This is a genomic window from Coprobacter fastidiosus (assembly GCF_982245605.1).
The window spans coordinates 41,397-62,284 of sequence record NZ_CEVCIF010000018.1 but is presented as its reverse complement, the minus strand read 5'-3'; the positions used below and the strand labels follow the sequence as shown (position 1 = coordinate 62,284).

Genomic DNA, 20,888 nt, shown 5'->3' with positions numbered 1-20,888 from the left:
GAAAAAGCACAATAAGTTTTATATTTCTAAAAATGGCGAATGGGAGGTGATTTATTATACAAAAGAGATTTATAGCTATTTTAAAGCAAACGGGCGTCAAATATATTGCTACGAAGGAGGGTATTTTGTAAAAGACGGGAATAATTGGGCAGAATACCGTCCTCAATCTGAGGATGGGGTATGGGCTTCTTATATGAAATATGACGAAGACGAAAATTATTACTATATAAATAATTCGAAATGTTCTCTTTGTGTTCCAAAGAAAAAGCACAATAAGTTTTATATTTCTAAAAATGGCGAATGGGAGGTGATTTATAACACGACCGATATATACGATGTTGCTTCGGAGTACGATTATATGCTTTATTTCAAATATTATAAAGTCGCTGATGCTGAAGGTAAATTACAAGAAGTGAATGAACCTGCATCGATCAGTCTTAGTAGAAAAGGTAAAATGCGCTTATGTTGCGGAAATAAAAGCTATGATGGGAAATTTAGTGAGTTGGCAGTGACAACATTAAGAAACTCTGATACGGAATTGGGATTTAAGTTGATCGTAGATGAAAATAATTATATCCAGTTTATCGGGGACTGGTGTATGGTTAATGTTGAGAGTATCTGTCCCTTTATGGATTTTATGGATTGTACAAACAAAGATTTGATAGAGATAATAAAAAATAAAATTAAGGATAAAAGTTTCTTTGTTGATTAAGAGCCTGTGTGGATTTCTAATAATAATATAATCAGGCCATTTTTGTGTTTCCTTTCAGTCTGTTTTCCCGTTTTCATTCGTCGGATAGTCCGTTATCCTTCTTATAAAAACAGAAAAACATCCTCGAAAGAAACTTTCAAATCTAACCCGAGTAAAATTCAGATGAGAACAGAGAAAGTTTATAAAGTCGGGGAAATAGAAATGCCGACAATCCTCACAAAATATCTTGTCGGCATTTTTTGTAAATTTTTACTATGCGTTTTCTGTCATCATTCCTTTTAAAACAGAGTCGGCGGTTTCTTTGCCCAATGTGTTTTCGATAATTTTTGCAGCAAATTTTATCGTAGAAGCCGGGCCGTTTCCGGTAATAATGTTTCCGTCTATTTCGATCGGTTGAGCTGTGTAAGTAGCTTCGGTGAGAAATTGTTCGAATCCCGGATAGCAAGTGGCCCGTTTACCTTTCAAAATTCCGTTCTTCCCGAGAACGAGAGCCGGTGCCGCGCAAATTGCAGCGATATTTTCTCCTGAAGCTGCCCTTTTTTTCAGCATTTCGATCAGTGGTGCATACTCTTCAAGATGTTTTGCGCCGGGCAATCCTCCGGGTAATATGATCCATTGTGCGTCAGATATAGTTTGTGTATCGAAAGTCATATCTGCACGGACAATGATGTCATGGGCACCTTTGACTTCTAATTTCGGAGAGATAGATACTGTTTTTATTTCCATACCGGCCCGGCGTAACATGTCTGTAGTAGCAAGAGCTTCGATTTCTTCAAAACCTTCTGCTAATAAGAGATAAGATACTTTCATAGTCGTATTGAATTAATTCTTGTATTTTAATGAATATAACAAATATACAATAAAGATTTTGGGATTTTGAAAATTAAATTCGATGAAAATTTTTTTTAACAACAATTTATTCCGGTTGACTTTCGGGATTGTGAGAATCGGCAAAATTTTTCTTTATATGGAAACGCCTCCGAAAATTTTCTCTTAAATTTTCGGAGGCGTTTCAAAATTTTTAAAGAACTGTTTTTATTGTAGAGTCCCTTGTTCGGCTTGTTTAATCATATTTTCGTTTGCTGTGATATAGATATCCACCCGACGGTTCTGTGCACGTCCTGCTTCAGTATCGTTGCTGGCGACAGGTTCGTGGTATGCTTTGCCGGCTGTAGTCATTCTGCTTCTGGGAATACCATTTTGTACGAGAAAGTCGGCAACAGCCTCAGCTCTTTGAGCGGAAATCCTTTCGTTTACGGCTAAAGTCCCGGTATTGTCGGTATGTCCCCATATTGTAATATCAGTTTCCGGAGTATTTTTTAGAGATGCGGCAAATTGAGACAATGCTGTTTTTGAAACTGCATTCAAAGTTGAACTGTTCAATTTAAATAGAATACCGTTGTCAAAAGTCACTTTAATAGCTTGAAGTCCGTTTTGGTCTGTTACGGTAGAAACTTGAGCATTTTCTATTTTTTCCAGTTCGGCTTTTTGCTTATCCATCTTTTTCCCGATAAGAGCTCCTGCGCCGCTACCTACCGCAGCACCCACGGCAGCACCGATTGCCGCACCTTTACCTTTTCCTATAAGAGCACCGATTCCGGCACCTAAAGCAGCACCGCCACCCCCGCCAATGAGAGCACCCTTACCTGTATTATTCATTGTACCTCAACTGGCGAGCATCATGATCGCAGCTAAAAACAGCGCTGTAAATTTCAGGTTTTTCATTTTTCTCTGTTTTTTATTGATAAAAGATTAAAATCTTGATTACAAATGTAGGTATTTTTTTAGTTATTGTACTTTGTTTCATTCTTCTTTTTTATAGAAATAAAAAGATTTTTTTATTGGAAAATTTAAAGTTCTAAATAGTACCGTTTTTATCAGAGTAATAAAAAAATCGGGAAGATTTTACCGTTAGATAAGTTTAATTTCATGTTTTTCTATTCAGGAAAAAGTCGTATCTTTACTTGCATATATTTTAGTAATATATTTAGACGATGAATAGTTTCGGAACAATATTCAGGCTTACTTCATTCGGTGAGTCTCATGGAAAAGGAGTAGGAGGCGTTATCGATGGGATGCCTGCAGGAGTTGAGATCGATATGGATTTTATACAGAAAGAGTTGAACCGTCGTCGTCCCGGACAGTCTTCGATTGTTACTCCGAGAAAAGAAGGAGATAAGGTAGAGTTTCTTTCAGGCATATTTAACGGATATTCTACAGGAACACCTATCGGCTTTGTCGTGTATAATGAAAATCAGCATTCCAGTGATTACGATAATTTAAGAGAAGCCTATCGTCCGTCCCATGCAGATTATACATATCAGCAGAAATACGGATACCGGGATCATCGAGGAGGCGGTCGTTCTTCGGCAAGAGAGACGATTGCCCGATGTGTCGCCGGGGCTTTGGCAAAGTTGGCATTAAGAAAACTTTCTGTCGATATCAGGGCATTTACCTCTCAGGTAGGACCGATCAAATTGCCTAAGGATTATACTCATTATGATTTGAATAAGATAGAATCGAATATCGTACGTTGCCCTGATGCCGATACGGCAGAAAAGATGATAGAATTGATTGCAGATGTCAAGTCCGAAGGGGATACGATTGGTGGGGTCATTACCTGTGTCATTAAGAACGTCCCGGTGGGATTGGGTGATCCGGTGTTTAATAAATTACATGCCGATTTGGGTAATGCCATGTTGAGCATTAATGCGGTAAAAGGTTTCGAATATGGTATGGGATTCGATGGTGTTCAGTATCGCGGATCTGAAATGAATGATGTGTTTATAAAAAAGGACGGTAAAGTTTCTACAATGACAAATCATTCGGGAGGAATACAAGGAGGAATTTCCAATGGAGAAGATATCTATTTCAGAGTTGCATTCAAACCTATTGCTACTATTTTGCGTGATATCCGAACACTGGATTATGCCGGCAATGAGATAAATCTGAAGGCAAAAGGACGTCATGACCCTTGTGTATTGCCTCGGGCAGTTCCTATCGTCGAATCTATGGCGGCAATGGTTATTCTCGATCATTATTTGTTAAATAAAACGAGACATATGGATTGAATGTATTTGAAAAATAAAGATTTGAAAGTATGAATGTAAAAGAATATATTGAGAAAAATCGCGGACGGTTTCAGGAGGAGTTGTTTTCTTTGATCAGAATACCTTCTATAAGTTCAGATCCTTCACATAAGAACGATATGCAAGAGTGCGCTTTGCGCTGGAAAAATTTATTGCTGGAGACCGGTGTCGATATGGCAGAGGTGATGCCGACTTCAGCAAATCCGGTAGTATTTGCTTCTAAAGTTATCGATCCGTCAGCTCCTACGGTTTTGGTTTATGGGCATTATGATGTGATGCCTGTCGAGCCTTTGGAGTTGTGGAATACCGATCCTTTTGAACCCGTAATTCAGGACGGACGTTTGTGGGCGAGGGGGGCTGACGATGATAAAGGTCAATCGTTTTTGCAAGTCAAGGCATTTGAGATTGCTTTGCGGGAGAAGCTGTTGAAATGCAATGTTAAGTTTTTGTTTGAAGGCGGAGAGGAGATCGGTTCTCCCGGGCTTGAAGATTTTTGCCTTGCTCATAAAGACCTTTTGAAATCGGATATAATTTTGGTTTCCGATACGAGTATGGTGGGAGCGGATGTCCCTTCTATTACTACCGGTTTGAGGGGATTGGCATATTGGGAAATAGAAGTGACCGGACCTAATCGGGATTTACATTCAGGTATTTTCGGAGGTGCGGTGGCAAATCCTATAAATGTTTTGTGTAAAATGATCGCCGGAATTACCGATAATGACGGACATATTACGATTCCCGGTTTCTATGATGACGTAGAAGAAGTTTCTGCTCGGGAACGGGAGATGTTGGCTGCCGTTCCTTATAGTGAAGATAAATATCGTGAATCATTGGATGTAAAAGCTCTTTTCGGAGAGAAAGGGTATTCGACGCTGGAGCGTACGGCGATTCGTCCGACATTCGATGTTTGCGGAATTTGGGGCGGCTTCACGGGAGAAGGGTCGAAAACGGTTCTTCCATCTAAGGCTTATGCTAAAGTTTCGTGTCGTCTGGTTCCGCATCAGGAACATGAAAAAATATCAGGAATGTTTATCGATTATATCAATCGTATTGCTCCTGATTATGTACGGGTAAAAGTGACACCGATGCATGGGGGAGAAGGGTATGTATGCCCGATAGATCTTCCGGCATATAAAGCTGCGGAAAAAGGCTATGAGGATGCTTTCGGGAAGAAACCTTTGGCTGTTCGTCGGGGGGGGAGCATTCCTATTATCGCAGCTTTCGAGAAAGTTTTAGGAGTAAAATCTATTCTTATGGGTTTCGGTCTGGAGTCGGATGCGACGCATTCACCGAATGAAAATATGCCGATAGATATTATGGACAAAGGGATAGAAGCGATTGTCGGATTTTATAGGGAGTACGGAAGATAAGAATGGATGATAAACCTTATGCCGATTTCGGGGTATTTCTGAAAAAATATTTTCGAGGTAAAGTTCAGAAAATTTCTATAAATGCCGGATTTACCTGTCCGAATAGAGATGGGACAAAAGGAAAAGGGGGGTGTACCTATTGCAATAATCAGACTTTCAGTCCTGAATATTGCCATACCGACAAGTCTATTACCGAGCAACTGCAGGAAGGAATCGGTTTTTTCGGGCGCAAGTATCCCGATATGGAATATTTAGCCTATTTTCAGGCCTACACCAATACTTACGGAGATTTGCGATCGTTGCAGGGTAAGTATGAAGAGGCTTTGAGCGTTCATGGTGTTGTGGGGTTGATTATCGGTACACGTCCCGATTGTATGTCGGATCGACTTCTTTCCTATTTATCGGAGCTGTCGAAAAAATATTTTGTCTTGGTCGAGTATGGCATAGAATCGACATGCGACGAGACGTTGAGAAGAATAAACCGGGGACATACTTTTTCCGATTCTGCGGATGCGGTAATGCGTACGGCAAATGCCGGAGTTTTAGCCGGAGCTCACATGATTTTGGGACTTCCGGGAGAAGATCGGGAAATGATTATTTCTCATGCAGAAAGATTGTCTCAGTTGCCATTGTCGACATTGAAATTACATCAGTTGCAACTGATCCGCAATACCCGTATGGCGTACGAGCAGGTGGAGAATCCTGAAGAATTTCACCTGTTCGATGTCGATGAATATATCGATTTGGTGATTGATTTTATCGAACATCTGAGACCGGATATTACAGTCGAACGTTTTGTTTCCCAGTCTCCCGATGATTTGTTGATAGCTCCGAAATGGGGATTAAAAAATCATGAATTCACTGCTCGTTTATTGAAACGTATGTTGCAGAGGAATAGTAGACAGGGGAAAATGTATGTTCCGTCTGTACTGTAATATATTTGAAATTGTATTTTTGCAGTTATAAATTTATCGATATGGAAAAGTCTAAAGTTTTTTTTACCGATCTGCACACGACACCGTCCAGTAATTTGTTGGACAAGATGGAACGTCTTTGCCGTAGGGCAGGTATTGCAGGATTGGATTTTTCGAATCCGTTTACTGCAATAAAAATTCATTTTGGCGAACCGGGTAATTTAGCTTATATCCGTCCGAATTATGCAGCTCGTATGGCTAATTTGTTAAGAAGTTTAGGAGCGAAACCTTTTTTGACCGATTGTAATACCCTTTATTCGGGACGTCGTTCCAATGCGGTCGATCATTTACGCAGTGCTATGGAGAATGGTTTCAATCCTATCTCGGCGCAGTGTGATGTAATTATCGGAGACGGACTGAAAGGAACTGATTATAAGGAGATCGAAATAAATCAGGAATATTGTCGGACTGCAAAAATAGGAACGGCAATTGCTGATGCAGACGTGATCGTGACAATGAATCATTTTAAAGGTCACGAACAAGCCGGGTTCGGAGGTGCTTTGAAGAATCTCGGAATGGGTTGTGCCAGTGTCGGAGGAAAGCTGGAGCTGCATTCTGCTTCATCACCCAGAATAGAGGAAGCAAATTGTAAGGGTTGCAATATTTGCGTAAAACATTGTGCTCATGATGCGATACACCTAAATGATCGTCATATCGCTCAAATCGATTATGGAAAATGTGTCGGATGCGGGCAATGTGTAGCCTTGTGCCAATATGATGCCGCACAGTTGGGTGAAGGTGATACTTCGGAACGGCTGAACTATAAGATTGCCGAATATTCTTTGGCCGTATTGCAAGATAAACCTCAGTTTCATATCAGTTTTATTATGAACGTATCGCCTGAATGCGATTGTTGGAATCATAATGATGCGGCTATTGTTCCCGATCTAGGTATGGCTGCATCTCTTGATCCGGTTGCTTTGGATATGGCTTGTGCCGATTTGGTAATGAATGCTCCGTTGATTCCGGGCAGTCGTTTAGCAGAAGAATATCCGCATGAACATCTTGAAGATGTAGATAAATTTGCCTGTCTGCATCCGGATACCAATTGGCGGGCAGGATTGGAGCATGCCGAAAAAATCGGTTTGGGTACACGTGATTATGAACTGATAAAGGTATAAATACAAAATTCTGACCGATAAAGAAAATATTCGATTACACATAAGGCTGTCTCTTTTCTTATTCGGAGACAGCCTTTCTCGTAAAAATGATTAGTTATTAAGCAATTTAGTACATTATTTTTGCAATAATAATATTCCCTTTCATATCTTTTACCCGAACGATATAATATCCTCTATTCTGAGTTGAAAAATCGATTGTTGTCGTGTTTTTATTTTGAAAACAAAGTTTTCCAGATATATTATATATAGTAACGGATTTGTTTTCAGGAAGATATAGAATGTTCCCGGTTAAATGAATATTCGTTATATCGGTTACTTCCGTTTCGGGAACACCGGTGGTCATGTTATCAGGTTTTACGATAAAATCATATATATTCCATCCCGAAGATTTGGAAATAAGGCGAAAAAACAGGTCTTTTGTTCCGTCGAAATCGATGCAGATTGTTTTTCCTGTTGCATCGTTAGTTACTTCCAACAATCCTCCTGGAACGTCGGAAAAATTTATGCCGTCTATAGAACTTTGCAATGATAGGGAACGGGGATTGATATTGATACCTGATGCCGCAACATGGCATATTACTTGTTTTACTTTAGGTTGTTTGGGGAATTGTACATAAGAGCCGTTGCCGTCTAATTTGACAGCTCCGGAAGATCCTGGTGCGTTTGCTGCTTGTGATGGAATAAAACTTCCCGATTTACTGCCAGTTCCTCCTATGGTAATTCCGTGCTGTGTTCCGGTAGTTCCTCCTGTTACTGTCTCGGCCGAAAAGATTCCCGGAATCGTACTGAAGTTTACCGTATAATCTTCGAGAGGGTCGGACGGATCGATATCTATATCTCCCGGTTGATATTCGTATGCGCCTAAATCGGGGGCATTACCGTTATAGGAAATACCAGTAATGACGATGCCTTTGTCGATGAGCGAACTGGTCGATTTCAAATGCAGACAGGTGAAATCCGGTAAATTCCCGTTTTCGTCACGATCTGCCAAATATTGATTTATGTTCAGGCTTACAAAATCATCTGTGTTGCAATTCAGATTTTCGTCCCATGTGTTATGACTCATATCTATCTGATCTGTACGACAGCTTATATTCGGTGTCGTATTCGATACTGAAATGCAATTTTTTATCGTTATTTTTTTCCCTTCAGCCAGATCTTGCTGTTTTTCTTTGGCTGCTACGAAAATATAGTCGTTTCCTTCATTAGCATAGGATGTACAATTATATAGAGTCATACTACCTATATTGCTATTCCGGTCAAAACCGTTTTTTTTATTTTTGGCCGCTACGCAATTTTTTAATATGGCATTATGCGAGCGTAAAGCATCGGCATCGCATCCTCCCATTTTAAAGCCATTACCGTCTCCAGCCGCAGTTCCGTCTTGCAATATTCCGTTCATAAAAGCATAACAGCCTTCGTAAGTCGTAGTGATGTCGTTGCTGTCTTTTAAATATCCGTCATATCCGTCATCAGAGTTCATCCATGCACGGCAATATCTGAATATGTTACCTGTTCCGGCACTTGTTTTACAGGCAAAACCATCTGCATTTCCCATATTTTTATCTGCATTATAATATGAATCGCAGTTCAGGATAAGATTATATGTCGCACCTCCTCCGATTTGTAATCCGGTATCTCCGTTTTCACTGAACCTGCAAAATTCTATTGTGTTGTAGTTTCCCCCATCGATATAAAGTCCATTGTCACCGGCTTTAATAATATCCAATCCTGTAATGTGCCAATAATCTCCCGACAATTGAATTCCCCGGGCATTACTATCGAAGCGAGGTTGTCCGCTGAAGTCCAGAACCGGACGTCCAGTTTCCGGCTCGGGTTGCATCTTGATTGGAGAAGAGGTTGTTCCGTTTCTACTTATTTTAACGGTTTCCGATAGAGAATAAATCCCTCCGGCAAGATAGATAACGTCTCCCGGATTTGCTTTTTTTACGGCAGTCGTTATGTTGTAGGGGTTCTCTTTGCTTCCGTCGCCCTCCGGTTTTCCATTTGTCGACACATAATACGTTGTTGCAGAAACGTGTAAAATCAAGAATTGGAACGCTAAAAATAAAATTTTCCGCATGATTTTGTTTATTTAGGTATTTTCTAAATGCAATATTATATCACATAGGAGATAAAAGAGCGTATTTTTCGGTATAAACGGTGGAATATTTGATACATTCGGAATAATAAAAACAAAAACTCCCTGATGTGAGAGTTTTTTGTTTTTTATTTACTTGTTTTTTCCTTGTATCTTATCTTTATATTCAGTAGGAGTCATTCCGTACTTTTGTTTAAAACACCGACTGAAATAGCGAGGATCGCTGATCCCTACCATATAAGATATTTGAGAAATGTTGTATTCATCGTTACAAATCAGTTCGGTAGCTCTTGTCAAGCGAAATTCTCTTATATACTCTACGGGGGAAAGACCGGTAAGCGCCTTCAGCTTTTTGAAGAAGACAGTTCTTCCCAACCCTACTTGTGATACTAATTCATCGATTGTGAAGTCGCTGTTATCGAGTTCCTTTTCCAACACGACGGTAATTGTATCAATGAATTTTTGATCGCGGGAGTTCAGTACCGGTTGATCGGGACTTTTTGTTTCAGAATTTTTGTTATCGGTAGAGTGAGAAGCGTAGTATTCCTGAAGTTTTTTACGTGCTCGCAAAATGTTCTCGATTTTGGCTTTCAGATAAGTTGCGCTAAACGGTTTGGTGATATAATCGTCTGCTCCGTTTTCCAAACCCTCCATTTGATTCTCAAGCGATGATTTTGCTGTGAGCAAAATTACAGGAATATGGCTCGTATTAATGTCTTCTTTGAGTTTCCGGGTAAACTCTATTCCATCCATTTCGGGCATCATAACATCCGAAATAACAATATCCGGTTGTAAATTGCTTAGCCGGTTCAAAGCATCTGCACCATTTATGGCTTTATGAACTTCATATTCGGAACATAGGATGGTGCGAAGAAATTCTTGCAAGTCGGTGTTATCCTCAACGACCAGCATAACTGGTTTTCCGGTAGATTCTTGCATCGGATTTCCTGCATTGTCCGTATATCCGATATTTTCTTGAATATTTTTAGTTTCCTTATCTGTTGTTTCGGTTGTCAGTTCTTTTTTGATTAAATCGGCTTCGTTCCCGAAATGCCTGTATCCTTTTCTGAAAGTTACAGTAAATGTACTGCCTTTACCTTCAATGCTTTTTACCTGTATGGTAGCGCCATGCATATTGATCAGTTCTTTTGTTAAGTGCATGCCTACTCCTGTTCCCGGCTGCTTAGAGAGATTTTGTTTTTCGGAACTGGAAAATCTGTCGAAAATCGAATTGATTTTATCTTTATTGATCCCTATACCTTCGTCCGAAACTTGAAGGATTAAGTTATCATTTGTTTCAGAGGTCTTGACCGTAATAGATTTATTCGAGAATGTAAATTTGAAGGCATTCGAAAGCAAATTGCTCAGGATCGTTTCGAGTTTTTCTTTATCAGCCCATAAAATCGCCCCGTGCGAATGATCTTCGACAGAGAAATGGATGTGACGTTCTTCTGCTAACGGATAAAAATTTTCACAGATTCGTTGTACTTCAACCCCGAAATTAATTTCTTCTACGCTTAGACGCATTTTTTTGTTTTGAATTTTCCTGAAATCCAGGATTTCATTGATCAGCCTAAGCATACGATTTGTATTCCGCTCTACTAATTGGAGCTGTTCTTTGACTTCGGGATTTACTTTTTCATTATGTAAAATATAATCTACCGGTCCGGCAATTAATGTCAGAGGGGTGCGGAGTTCGTGAGAAATATCCGTAAAAAAGCGAAGCTTCATTTGGGTCAGAGTGTGTTCCATCTGCACTTCGTGTTTCAACCGATATATGGTGAACAGCACATACATGACTGTTCCCATAATAAGAAGCAATACTATGATATAAAATATATATCCGGCTGTGCTGTTCCAAAATGACGGTAAAACCTTTATTTTAAGTTCTCTTTCGTTATCGATCCATTTTCCGTCGCTATTTGTTGATTTTACACGAAAGGTATATTCTCCTTTGGACAAATTGGTATAAGTTGCAGTCCGTTGGTTATTTGCGTATGTCCAATTTTTATCAAATCCTTCTAATTTATATGCGTAATGAATCAATGAAGGATCTCTGAAATCCAAGGTTGAGAACTCTATACTGAAATCGGATTGTTTGTGCGTCAGTGTCATTTCTTCCTGATCATCTAAAAGTTCCTTTAACGGGGAGTCTTCTGTTGTCGGATCTACTTCTCTCCCGAACAAAAGAAAACGGCTGAATGTCAAAGGCGAAAAGTAATCTTGTTTTTTTAGTTTCTCGGGCGAGAAGATATAAATTCCGTCATCACTGCCGAGAAGAATATCTTTACCCATTTTGCAGATTGTCGCTTCTGAAAAATAACGGACGTCAATTCCCGACTCGATGCCATAGTTCTCAAAAGTATTTTCTTTCGGTTTAAATTTGGTAATGGTGCTTTCTGTTCCCATCCATATATACCCTCGGCTATCTTCGGTAATGCTGTACACGATGTCGCTCGGTTGAGGAGCTTGAGAAATATAATTTTCAAATTTGAAACGCTCATTCCATTGATATGGTGGTGCTATTTTCAGCAGTCCGCCTCCGAAAGTACCGATATAAATTGTGTTATCCGATGCTGGATAAATGTAATGTACATCATTGGCCGTAAGGCCGTCTTTCGACATATTGTCTTGCCGCAAATGGTTGAATTCAAGGGATTCCGGAGACGTGAAATGTGTAGAGAAACAGAGAAGCCCGCCTGTTGTTCCGACAAACATATTACCGTTTTTATCGCAGCAGATATGACGTGTACGGAAACAGGAGGTCATCGGATAGTTTTTCAATTGATTTCCCGGATGGATAAATCGTGTTTTGCCATTGGCGGTATCGATATAATTGATACCGCCACCATAAGTGGCTATCCATATCCGTCCTTCTGTATCTTGTGTGACGCAATATACATTATTATGGCTCAGGCTGAAGGGGTTTTTCCGATCGTGTTTGAAATTTACCATACGAAATCCGGAATGAATATCTTTTCCGGTTAACTTATAAAGACCGTTGCCTTTTGTCCCTAACCAGATATTTTTATCTTTATCTTGAAAAATACAGTAAACGATTCCTTTGAACGGGGTGCCGTTACCTATTTTTCCGTTATCTAATAATTTGCCTATGGGGGAGTAGTTGCGGTCATACAGGTATAACGAGCCTTCTTTTGTCGCTACCCATAGATTATTTTGATCGTCTTTGAATAGAAATCTCACTTCGTTTACAGAGAAAGAGTTTGCCGAAGTGTTCGGTCGGAGTATTTCAACGGGAGTTTCTACAAAGCTTATTTTTTCAAGGCCTTTCGAGTGTGTGCACAACCAAAGGTTTCCTTGGCGGTCTGAGAAGGCAGTGTGCAGGATATTCGAAAATTTTCTTGCTGGGTCTTCCGGTGCATTATAAAAATATTTTAGTTTGTTTTCTTGTCTGTCGTAATAAGAGAATGCACCTCCGGACGGGCGTATCCATAATCTGCCTTTGCAATCTTCTGAAATAAAAGGTGTAGGGGGGTATGAGTAGGGATTAATGACATCTCCTTTTAGCCAGAAATAATCGGTAGTACCGTTTTTGAGATTATGATGCAAAACACCGGTTTCGGAAAGTAGTAACCATATTTCGTTATGGGAATCTATAAAAGCCGAAATCATTTGCTGATGACGGGCTTGTAACGGAAATGTGTCTTGTTTTACATGGGATATTTGTCGGGTCGTTATGTCATAGATAAAAAATCCGTCTCGTTCGGTAAGAAAAAGAAGCTGTTTGTTTTTAAGTTGTTTTATGGAACAGATTATGTCTTCGGTCGGAAGTTGAATCAGTTCTGATATTCCGTTGTCGCTTTGCCTGAATATTTGCCCGGAAGAAGAAGAAAACCACATGTGTCCTCCACTGTATAAAGCATCGTATATAATCGGTTGATGTACAGATGAAGGATAACGTACAGGATACGAATTTCCTACGGAATCTACCGAAATCATACCTTGCTTTGTCATGATCCAACTGTTTTTCTGAGGATCAGTATAAATTTTGTTTACGATGTCACTCGGCAGTTTTTTATTTTTTGTAGAATACCAATGGCTGGTTAGATTGTGCGTTTCAGGATCGGTTTCGATTCTGAAACAGCCTTCGGTATCGGATAATAACCACATCTTTCCTTCTCCGGCATGTTGAATATGTGTAATCCCTTTTCCGCGATTGCTCCTTTCATGGGCATTTATCGGAATATTGTTGAATTTTTCTGAGCGGGGATCAAATCGGTGTACCTGACCGTCATAGGAGAGTACCCAAATGTATTGGTAACTATCTTCAATAATCAAGTCTACCCGGTTGTTTATCAGGCTTTCAGGATCAGAAGGCGTGGATTTATAAGTTTTAAACCGATACCCGTCGAATTTGCTTAACCCATTCCATGTCCCGAACCACATGAACCCCTTTTTGTCTTGAGTAATACTCATAACCGTTTTTCCGGATAGTCCGTCGTCAGGAGCATAATGAGCGAAACTGCACTTTGGCTGGGCGTATGATAGCCCTTTAATACAGCATAATAGTGTTAGGATGATAGTAAATTTAAGTTTCAAGGCTCTTTATAATTGGTTTCGAAACAAATTTAATAATTTATTTCTAACAAATTGCAAGGCCGGGAAGCCCAAATTCGGACATATTTGAAAAAATCCTTTGAATTGTGATATCCGAAAGTTTCTTTGTGTGAACATACGGTTATGCGATAGTTTATTTGATTGTTATTGTCCGGTTCGACCAAGTATAAATAATTCGCTTTGTCTTCAGCGGGTTTGATGCATTTTGCTTTTCGAAGATCTACCGCTAAGCCGAGAGTCTGTTTCCCGTATTTTATTGTATCGTTTACAGGGAAATCCGTACCCCAAACGGCAACTCTGTTTTTTCCGTTTTGATCCATTTCGCAGTCTTTGATTTTTTGTACTCCGGTGCAAAAAATAAGACTGTCAGTATCTCCGGTAAATGTATTGTAAACTTCTGCATCGCGATGTCCTGCATATAAAATATAGCGAGATTTCAAATCTATTTTTTTCCCATTGTAAAGCCATCCGTAGCTGTTCATATCTACTACCGTTCTTAATGGGCCGCTTGCAATGATGCGGGCTTCACGGTTATCTACCGGTTCTATATGTATGGCCTTTTTCCCGTTCCAACCTTTTAGTGTCCCGACTCCGGTACTTCCGCTTACTCTCAGGATGTCATCACCGAATCCTTCGGCAAGTTGTTCATCTGTCGGATACCAAAGCGAACGTGCCAGTTCCAATTGTTTATGATATTTACCATATACATCCACAGTCTGTTTTTTATCAAAATAGATGCGGTAAGCCATTAGTTCAGATTCGAATGCCGGTCCGTGATGATGGAGATTTTTGTAGAGCGTTCCGGTCGGAGAAGATGCTTCCGTAATCGGAGTAATGGATTTATCTTTCTCTTTTTTGAACATTTGAGCATGTACGCGGGCTGCATATCTGTTTGTCGGGAATGGCTTTTCAGAAAATGTAATAGTGAATTCCTTTTTTTCTTTACCTTTAAAATCCGAAAGAAAAACGATTTCATCGGCTATGCCGTCTTGGTCGAGATCATCGAGCTGAGATGCAATTTCTTTTCCTTTATAATAGATGGTGACTCCTTTTACGTTATTGTCTTTTACAGGTAGAACGATAGCTGCATCGTAAATCTGCTCATTCGAATTGTTCCGGACTCTGCATGTCCGGGTTACTTGAGCTTGTACCCACAGACTTGAGAATATGAAAATGAAAACGGTTAAATATTTCATGTAATAAATTTGTCGGGACGGATAATTAAAAAGAGTTTCCATAAATTTAAACTGGTTCTGAGGTAAAACCATAAGCACGATTTGTCTCGGCTTATGGTTTTGTCAACACACAAATAATATGATATTAAAGGATAATTCCGGTAATTTGTCCGAAGTTATTATTTCAAAACAATTGCTTTTTCGGAAACTTCAGTTCCGATTTTTGCATTTGCTTCCAGCCGGGAAGAGTTTTTGATCTGAATATTTTCAGTCTTTTCACCGCTGATAGTAAGTGCTCCTTCTTTTGTCGGACAAGAAAAATTATCTACAAGAATATTTTTCGAGTTCTTAATTGTCAATGCAGCTCCTTTAGAAGGGGATATTTTTACGTTCTTGAATATTGCTCCGGTAGTTTCGACAACTTCTGCTCCCAATTGTGCTGTGATATTGCAATCGCTGACAGTTACATTTTGTACGTTCATTTCGGGGAGTCCGTTGAAATACATCGCCCGGCGAGCACCTTGACAGTTGACTCTTGAAATTGTAATATTTCTGAAAGCCGGAGTTTCTTCGGTTACGGCAGGGATGTTGCTTTCTTCTTTTACTTCATCCCCGTCGGCGAGAACTTCAGAAGCGGATTTACCTCCGTAGTACAGATCGAACAGTAACGCATCGGTAGGGATATTGATCATGTCGATGTTCTTGATAAAGATATTTTCTACGACCCCTCCGCGTCCCCGAGTACTTTTAAAGCGCAGTCCGACATCTGTTCCAAGAAATTGACAGTTCGATACCGATATGTTTTTCACACCGCCAGACATTTCGCTTCCTACGACAAAGCCTCCGTGTCCGTGATACACGACACAATTATCGACAATAACGTTTTCACAAGGTATTCCACGTTTGCGTCCGTCAGCGTCTTTCCCCGATTTTATACAGATTCCGTCATCACCGACATCAAAAGAGCAATTCGTAACGATCGTGTTTTTACAAGACTCTATATCTAATCCGTCACCGTTTTGAGAATACCATGGGTTTCGGACGGTAAGATTTTCTATCGTTACGTTTTCGCACATGAGAGGGTGGAGGTTCCAACTGGGAGAATTTTGAAAGGTTACTCCTTGTAACAATACGTTTGTGCAATCGATAAAACTTAGTAGTACCGGACGAAGAAAGTCTTTTACTTCTTCCCATTCTTCGTCGGTTTTCAGCCCGCGAGGAACATTCATGTCACTACGCTCGTTTCCGAGTTTCGATTTTGCCGAGGGATACCAAATATCCTTTTTGTCATTCAATACTCCGCCTTTTTGCAATAAGGCTTTCCATTGGCTTGCCGTGAGTTTCGATTTCTTGACAGGACGCCAAGCATCCCCGTTTCCATCGATAGTTCCTTTCCCTGTTATAGCAATATTGACAGCTCCTTTGGCACTTATAGGCGATTGGCATCTGCGTGTATCCAATCCTTCGAAAGACGTATGTACGATCGGGTATAAATCGAAGTCGTCGCTGAATAAAATTATAGCTCCTCCTTGGAGATATATATGAATGTTGCTTTTCAATATGATCGGTCCTGTGTACCATATTCCTTGAGGTATAACAAGAGTTCCGCCTCCTTTTTTTTCTAAGGCCTCTATTGCTTTGGCAAAGGCTTCGCTATTGAGTGTAGTCCCGTCTCCTACACCTCCGAACTGAGTTATAGTAACTTTATAATCGGGAAATACGGGGCGTTGTACCGGATCCATTTTGAAAGGGAGATTCTTATAGAGTTCTTGAGATGACACTCCTTTACTTTTTGCTAAAACGGATGTGGTGAACATTGAAAAAATAATAGTACCGAATAGTATCGGTTTGAAAAATTTGTTCATCATGTTATTTATTAAAAAGGTGTTATATATTTATATCGCAAAACAACTCCTTTATTTTAGTATAAACGTGTATTTTTTGTGCTATTAGGTGGATAATCATGAAAAACGTTATTTTATTACCGGATAAATCTCTTTTACAGAGATGATAGCGTTTTTGTTACCGGCTTTCACGATTTCTTCGACCAAACTGTTTAAATAAATTTCCAGGTAAGTGTAACCGCTCGAATGGGTTTTAGCCCCGTCTGTTTTGTCATTCGGATTCAGATTGTGAGCTATTTCCCATTCATCAGGGATACCGTCACCATCACTGTCTTTAGGCGCTGGAGCCGATTGATAAGTGATATAACCTCCTACATCATTCTGGCTGTCGATAATTCCTCCTGTACTGCCTTTTGATCCTTTGTATTTGAATGTCCCGGTCATAGTCTCGTTAGTTACGCGTGTATCTATAATATCCCTGGCATAAGATGCTCCGGCATAACGTAAAACAGCGAGGAAAGCTTTCTGGGCATCATGGGTTGTCGTATTTTCGAATGGAAATTCAGTGTCTGATTTGAAAATATCTTTGTCCATAGTTTTAGGTTTCGGTTCTATTCCTTTCCAATTATTCTTGGTTACATCGGGAGCTCCGTCCATATAGTTTCCGTCAACATAAAATTTTCCCGTAACGCCAGCAGGTTGATTGTTTTTTCCATCATCTACACCCGGAGAAAAAATACGTTTTCTGTTTTTCAATGTTGCCGGTCCTGGTTTATAATAGTTGTTTACGATGTTGTAATTCCCGCCTTCTGCAGCATAACCGCTGTTCGATCCCCAGTTATAAATGACATTATTTCTGAGATCTACAAGTTCCAGATCAGGACGGTTCGTATAACGACTTCCGCAAAAACGGGGGTTGCGACTATCGTGACAGGCTAAAAGGTTGTGATGAAAACTTGCTTTTTGGCCTCCCCATATTGCTCCGTATCCGTGATTTCCTTTAGCGTGGATCGATGTTCTCAGACTTTCGCTTAGGATGCACCATTGCAGAGTGAAATTTTCGTTGTTATAAAAAGAAGAACACTCATCGGTACTCCAGCTCATACTGCAATGGTCTATGATAATATTTTTATGATTTCGTCCCCACAATGCATCATTCTCGTCTTTTTCCTGATCGCCTAATCTGCATCGGATAAAGCGGATGATGACATTGTCGGCCTTTATCGCAAGAGAATGATTTTTCAGGCAGATACCGTCTCCCGGAGCTGTCTGTCCGGCGATGGTAATATCCCCTTTATTGATACTGAGAGGTTCGTTGAGTTCTATCGTTCCGGATACGTCGAAAACAATTGTACGAGGACCTGTTTTTCCGATGGCATGACGCAGTGTTCCCGGCTCTTTCGTGTCGGCCAGAGAAGTTACATGATAGACAGCCCCGCCTCTGCCTCCGGTAGTTGTATAACGGGCATATCCTTCAGCACCGGGGAAAGCGGGAGTTTGAGCTTGTATAGATAAACTTAAGCAAAGTGATAAGCAAATCGACAAAATAATTTTATGTGTCATAATGTTATGGATTTAAGAGCTAATTTTATGAGTGCAATATTATATACTATTTATAAAACTAAGGTGCACAAATTAGCTGAATAAGAGTAAATATTGTTACTTATGCTATCCTTTCAGAGCCTGTTTGAATTTTCACCTACATTTTTTTAGAGAGGTTTTCTGTTTTTGATAAGGACTATGGGTTATATGACGTGCAGGAACGGAGAAACAGATTGAAAAGAGAGCCCAAAAGTTCAGGTATATAATTTTATATTGGAAAATTTAAATAGGCTCTTAACGAAGATTACTGCTATTTCATAGAAAAAAGATACATTTGCAATTCGTTAGCAAATTGTCAAAATTATCACGTATTATGAAGAATTATCTTTATTCTCTTCGATTTCTGTTTTCAATACATATTGCAGGGTTATTGTTGTTATCTCTTTTCCGGCTGATCTTGTTTTTTAGGGGAACAGCTAATCTCGGAGATGAGAGCGGGGAATATCTGTTGCAGTCCGAAGCTTTTTTAAGAGGATTGTGGTTCGATAATGTCGTTGCTTGTTATATTTTGCTTTTGCCGTTGGCTGTAGCCTCCATTTCTGCATGGTTTGGTTATTATGGCGCTCGGTTGTATAGAGGCTTAACTATATTTATGGGTATTATGTACGGAATCACTTTTGCTATCAGTGCATCGGACATACCCTATTTCGAATATTTCTTTAAGCATCTCAACGCATCCATATTTAATTGGATGGGATATGGAGAGACTACTTTGAAAATGATGTTCGGTGAACCGGCATACCGTTGGCCGATCTTTTTCTTTGTAGTGGCAGTCGCCATATTTTCTGTTTTTTTACGTCGGATGCGTAAACTGACGGTCGCTTCTTTTGAGAAGAATCGTTTCAGATCATGGAAATCTGTCGGAGGAATCGTCGTTTTAACGGCTTTGACTTTATGGGCTTGTATGTTCGGCATACGAGGACGCATGGGGTATAATCCTATTCGTGTGAGTGCGGCATATTATTGCAATAATACTTTTTTGAACCAGTTAGGGATAAATCCGACTTTTAATCTGTTGCGTAGTACTTTAGAATCGACAAAAAAAGAGAATAAGAGCCTGAGGCTTATGAATGAACAAGAAGCGATCGAGAATGTCCGGGAATTTCTTGCTATCGAAGAGTCATTTCCGGATATATCGCCTATTGCCCGGACAATAAATGCCGATACGTCATTTGTCCGAAAGAATGTCGTACTGGTATTGATGGAGTCTATGTCCGGAAAGTTCATGGAGCGTTATGGCGATAAACGAGGATTGACTCCATTTTTGGATAGTCTTGCCGGACAGGCGACTTGTTTTGACCGTTTTTATTCTGCCGGGACGCATACGAATCACGGATTATATGCTACTTTATACGGTTATCCGGCAATGATGAAAAAGAATTTGATGAAAGGCGCTGTTATTCCTTTTTACACGGGATTGCCTCGTATTTTGCAAGAAAATGGATACCGTACGCTTTTTTTTATGACCCATGAGTCGCAATATGATAATATGAACGGTTTTTTGCGATCGAACGGATATGACGAAATTTATGCGCAAGAAAATTATCCGTCAGAAAAGGTCGTCAACAGTTTTGGGGTTCAGGATGATTTTTTATATGAATATGCAATTCCTGTTTTGACCGAACGATCGGCCTCCGTACAACCGTTTTTTGCTACGTTATTGAGTATCAGTAATCATCCTCCTTATATAATTCCTCCGTATTTTAAGCCGCATAGTAAAGAGACAGAAGAACAAATTGTCGAATATGCCGACTGGTCTTTGCGTAAATTTATGGATGAGGCATCTCGCCAGCCTTGGTATGAAAATACGATTTTTGTGTTTCTTGCCGATCACGGGAAATTAGTCGGAAGTCCGAAATCCGATATGCCGCTGACTTATCATCATATACCGTTGATTATATATGAACCGGGACAGTCTCCCTGCAAGTCGGAAGTATTGGGCGGACAGATAGATGTCGGTCCTACAATTTTGGGAATGTTGGGTATCTCGTATATAAATAATATGTTCGGGATCGACTTGTTCCGTCAAAACCGTTCTTGTATTCTTTTCACTTCGGATGATGCTGTCGGCTGTATGGATAGAGATTATTTTTATATATATCGTCCCGGAGACGAACAGGAATGGTTGTTTAAGGTTCAGGACGGAGAGGAGGGGAGTGCCGTAACAAACGACACGATTCGGAATAAGTTGAGAAATTATGCTTTTTCTGTACTGCAAACAGCGCAGTCTATTATTGATAATGAAGAAACAGGAAAGTATAAAGGGTATGTTCCGAAATGATAGAAAGCGGTTATAGTAAAAGTTTTTTATTTCATCGGAAA

The 20,888-nt window shown here is 39.9% G+C and carries 12 protein-coding genes and 1 pseudogene; 6 read left to right on the top strand and 7 right to left on the bottom strand.

The window, feature by feature from the left end:
- Positions 1–712: hypothetical protein (locus AC0UMU_RS06500; RefSeq protein ID WP_302548618.1), on the top strand; the 712-nt coding region annotated here is incomplete at its 5' end.
- A 252-nt stretch (positions 713–964) separates the two neighbouring features.
- Here AC0UMU_RS06500 and AC0UMU_RS06495 read toward each other — a convergent pair.
- Positions 965–1,522 (bottom strand): DJ-1 family glyoxalase III, encoded by a 558-nt coding sequence (locus AC0UMU_RS06495; protein WP_288641257.1) that lies wholly within the window; start codon positions 1,520–1,522, stop codon positions 965–967.
- A gap of 225 nt (positions 1,523–1,747) precedes the next feature.
- Positions 1,748–2,437: pseudogene (locus tag AC0UMU_RS06490) on the bottom strand (YiaD family glycine zipper/OmpA-like lipoprotein).
- A 269-nt stretch (positions 2,438–2,706) separates the two neighbouring features.
- Between AC0UMU_RS06490 and aroC the strand changes: the two are divergent.
- Genes aroC through AC0UMU_RS06470 form a run of 4 tightly spaced genes read left to right on the top strand, consistent with a single transcriptional unit; the run spans position 2,707 to position 7,266 of the window.
- Positions 2,707–3,783, top strand: a complete 1,077-nt coding sequence (gene aroC, locus AC0UMU_RS06485) for a chorismate synthase (protein WP_022600830.1) — start codon at positions 2,707–2,709, stop codon at positions 3,781–3,783.
- Between the two features lie 29 nt (positions 3,784–3,812).
- Positions 3,813–5,171 carry a dipeptidase gene (locus AC0UMU_RS06480; RefSeq protein ID WP_278716557.1) on the top strand — a complete coding sequence of 453 codons (1,359 nt, stop codon included), beginning with the start codon at positions 3,813–3,815 and terminating at the stop codon, positions 5,169–5,171.
- Positions 5,172–5,173: 2 nt separating this feature from the next.
- The gene (mnmL, locus tag AC0UMU_RS06475; RefSeq protein ID WP_288641260.1) at positions 5,174–6,106 is read left to right on the top strand and encodes a tRNA modification radical SAM protein MnmL/YtqA; all 933 of its coding nucleotides are present in this window, start codon (positions 5,174–5,176) and stop codon (positions 6,104–6,106) included.
- A gap of 41 nt (positions 6,107–6,147) precedes the next feature.
- Complete coding sequence (locus AC0UMU_RS06470) at positions 6,148–7,266, top strand: DUF362 domain-containing protein (protein WP_278716554.1); 1,119 nt, start codon at positions 6,148–6,150, stop codon at positions 7,264–7,266.
- A gap of 106 nt (positions 7,267–7,372) precedes the next feature.
- Here the strand turns inward: AC0UMU_RS06470 and AC0UMU_RS06465 are convergent, their stop codons facing one another.
- From AC0UMU_RS06465 to AC0UMU_RS06445, 5 genes are all read right to left on the bottom strand, one after another.
- Positions 7,373–9,349 carry a right-handed parallel beta-helix repeat-containing protein gene (locus tag AC0UMU_RS06465; RefSeq protein WP_278716551.1) on the bottom strand — a complete coding sequence of 659 codons (1,977 nt, stop codon included), beginning with the start codon at positions 9,347–9,349 and terminating at the stop codon, positions 7,373–7,375.
- A gap of 150 nt (positions 9,350–9,499) precedes the next feature.
- On the bottom strand, positions 9,500–13,927 hold the full coding sequence (locus tag AC0UMU_RS06460; RefSeq protein ID WP_278716550.1) for a hybrid sensor histidine kinase/response regulator transcription factor: 4,428 nt from the start codon (positions 13,925–13,927) through the stop codon (positions 9,500–9,502).
- A gap of 29 nt (positions 13,928–13,956) precedes the next feature.
- A complete protein-coding gene (locus tag AC0UMU_RS06455) occupies positions 13,957–15,183 on the bottom strand; it encodes a DUF4861 domain-containing protein (RefSeq protein WP_187119552.1) in 1,227 nt (408 codons plus the stop codon).
- Positions 15,184–15,299: 116 nt separating this feature from the next.
- On the bottom strand, positions 15,300–16,985 hold the full coding sequence (locus AC0UMU_RS06450; RefSeq protein WP_423767146.1) for a glycoside hydrolase family 28 protein: 1,686 nt from the start codon (positions 16,983–16,985) through the stop codon (positions 15,300–15,302).
- A 108-nt stretch (positions 16,986–17,093) separates the two neighbouring features.
- Positions 17,094–18,527, bottom strand: a complete 1,434-nt coding sequence (locus tag AC0UMU_RS06445; RefSeq protein ID WP_022600820.1) for a pectate lyase — start codon at positions 18,525–18,527, stop codon at positions 17,094–17,096.
- 352 nt (positions 18,528–18,879) lie between these two features.
- On the opposite strand from AC0UMU_RS06445, the gene AC0UMU_RS06440 reads away from it, so the two are divergent.
- Positions 18,880–20,847, top strand: coding sequence for an LTA synthase family protein (locus AC0UMU_RS06440; RefSeq protein WP_009318970.1), 1,968 nt, complete (start codon positions 18,880–18,882; stop codon positions 20,845–20,847).
- The last annotated feature ends 41 nt before the right edge of the window (positions 20,848–20,888 follow it).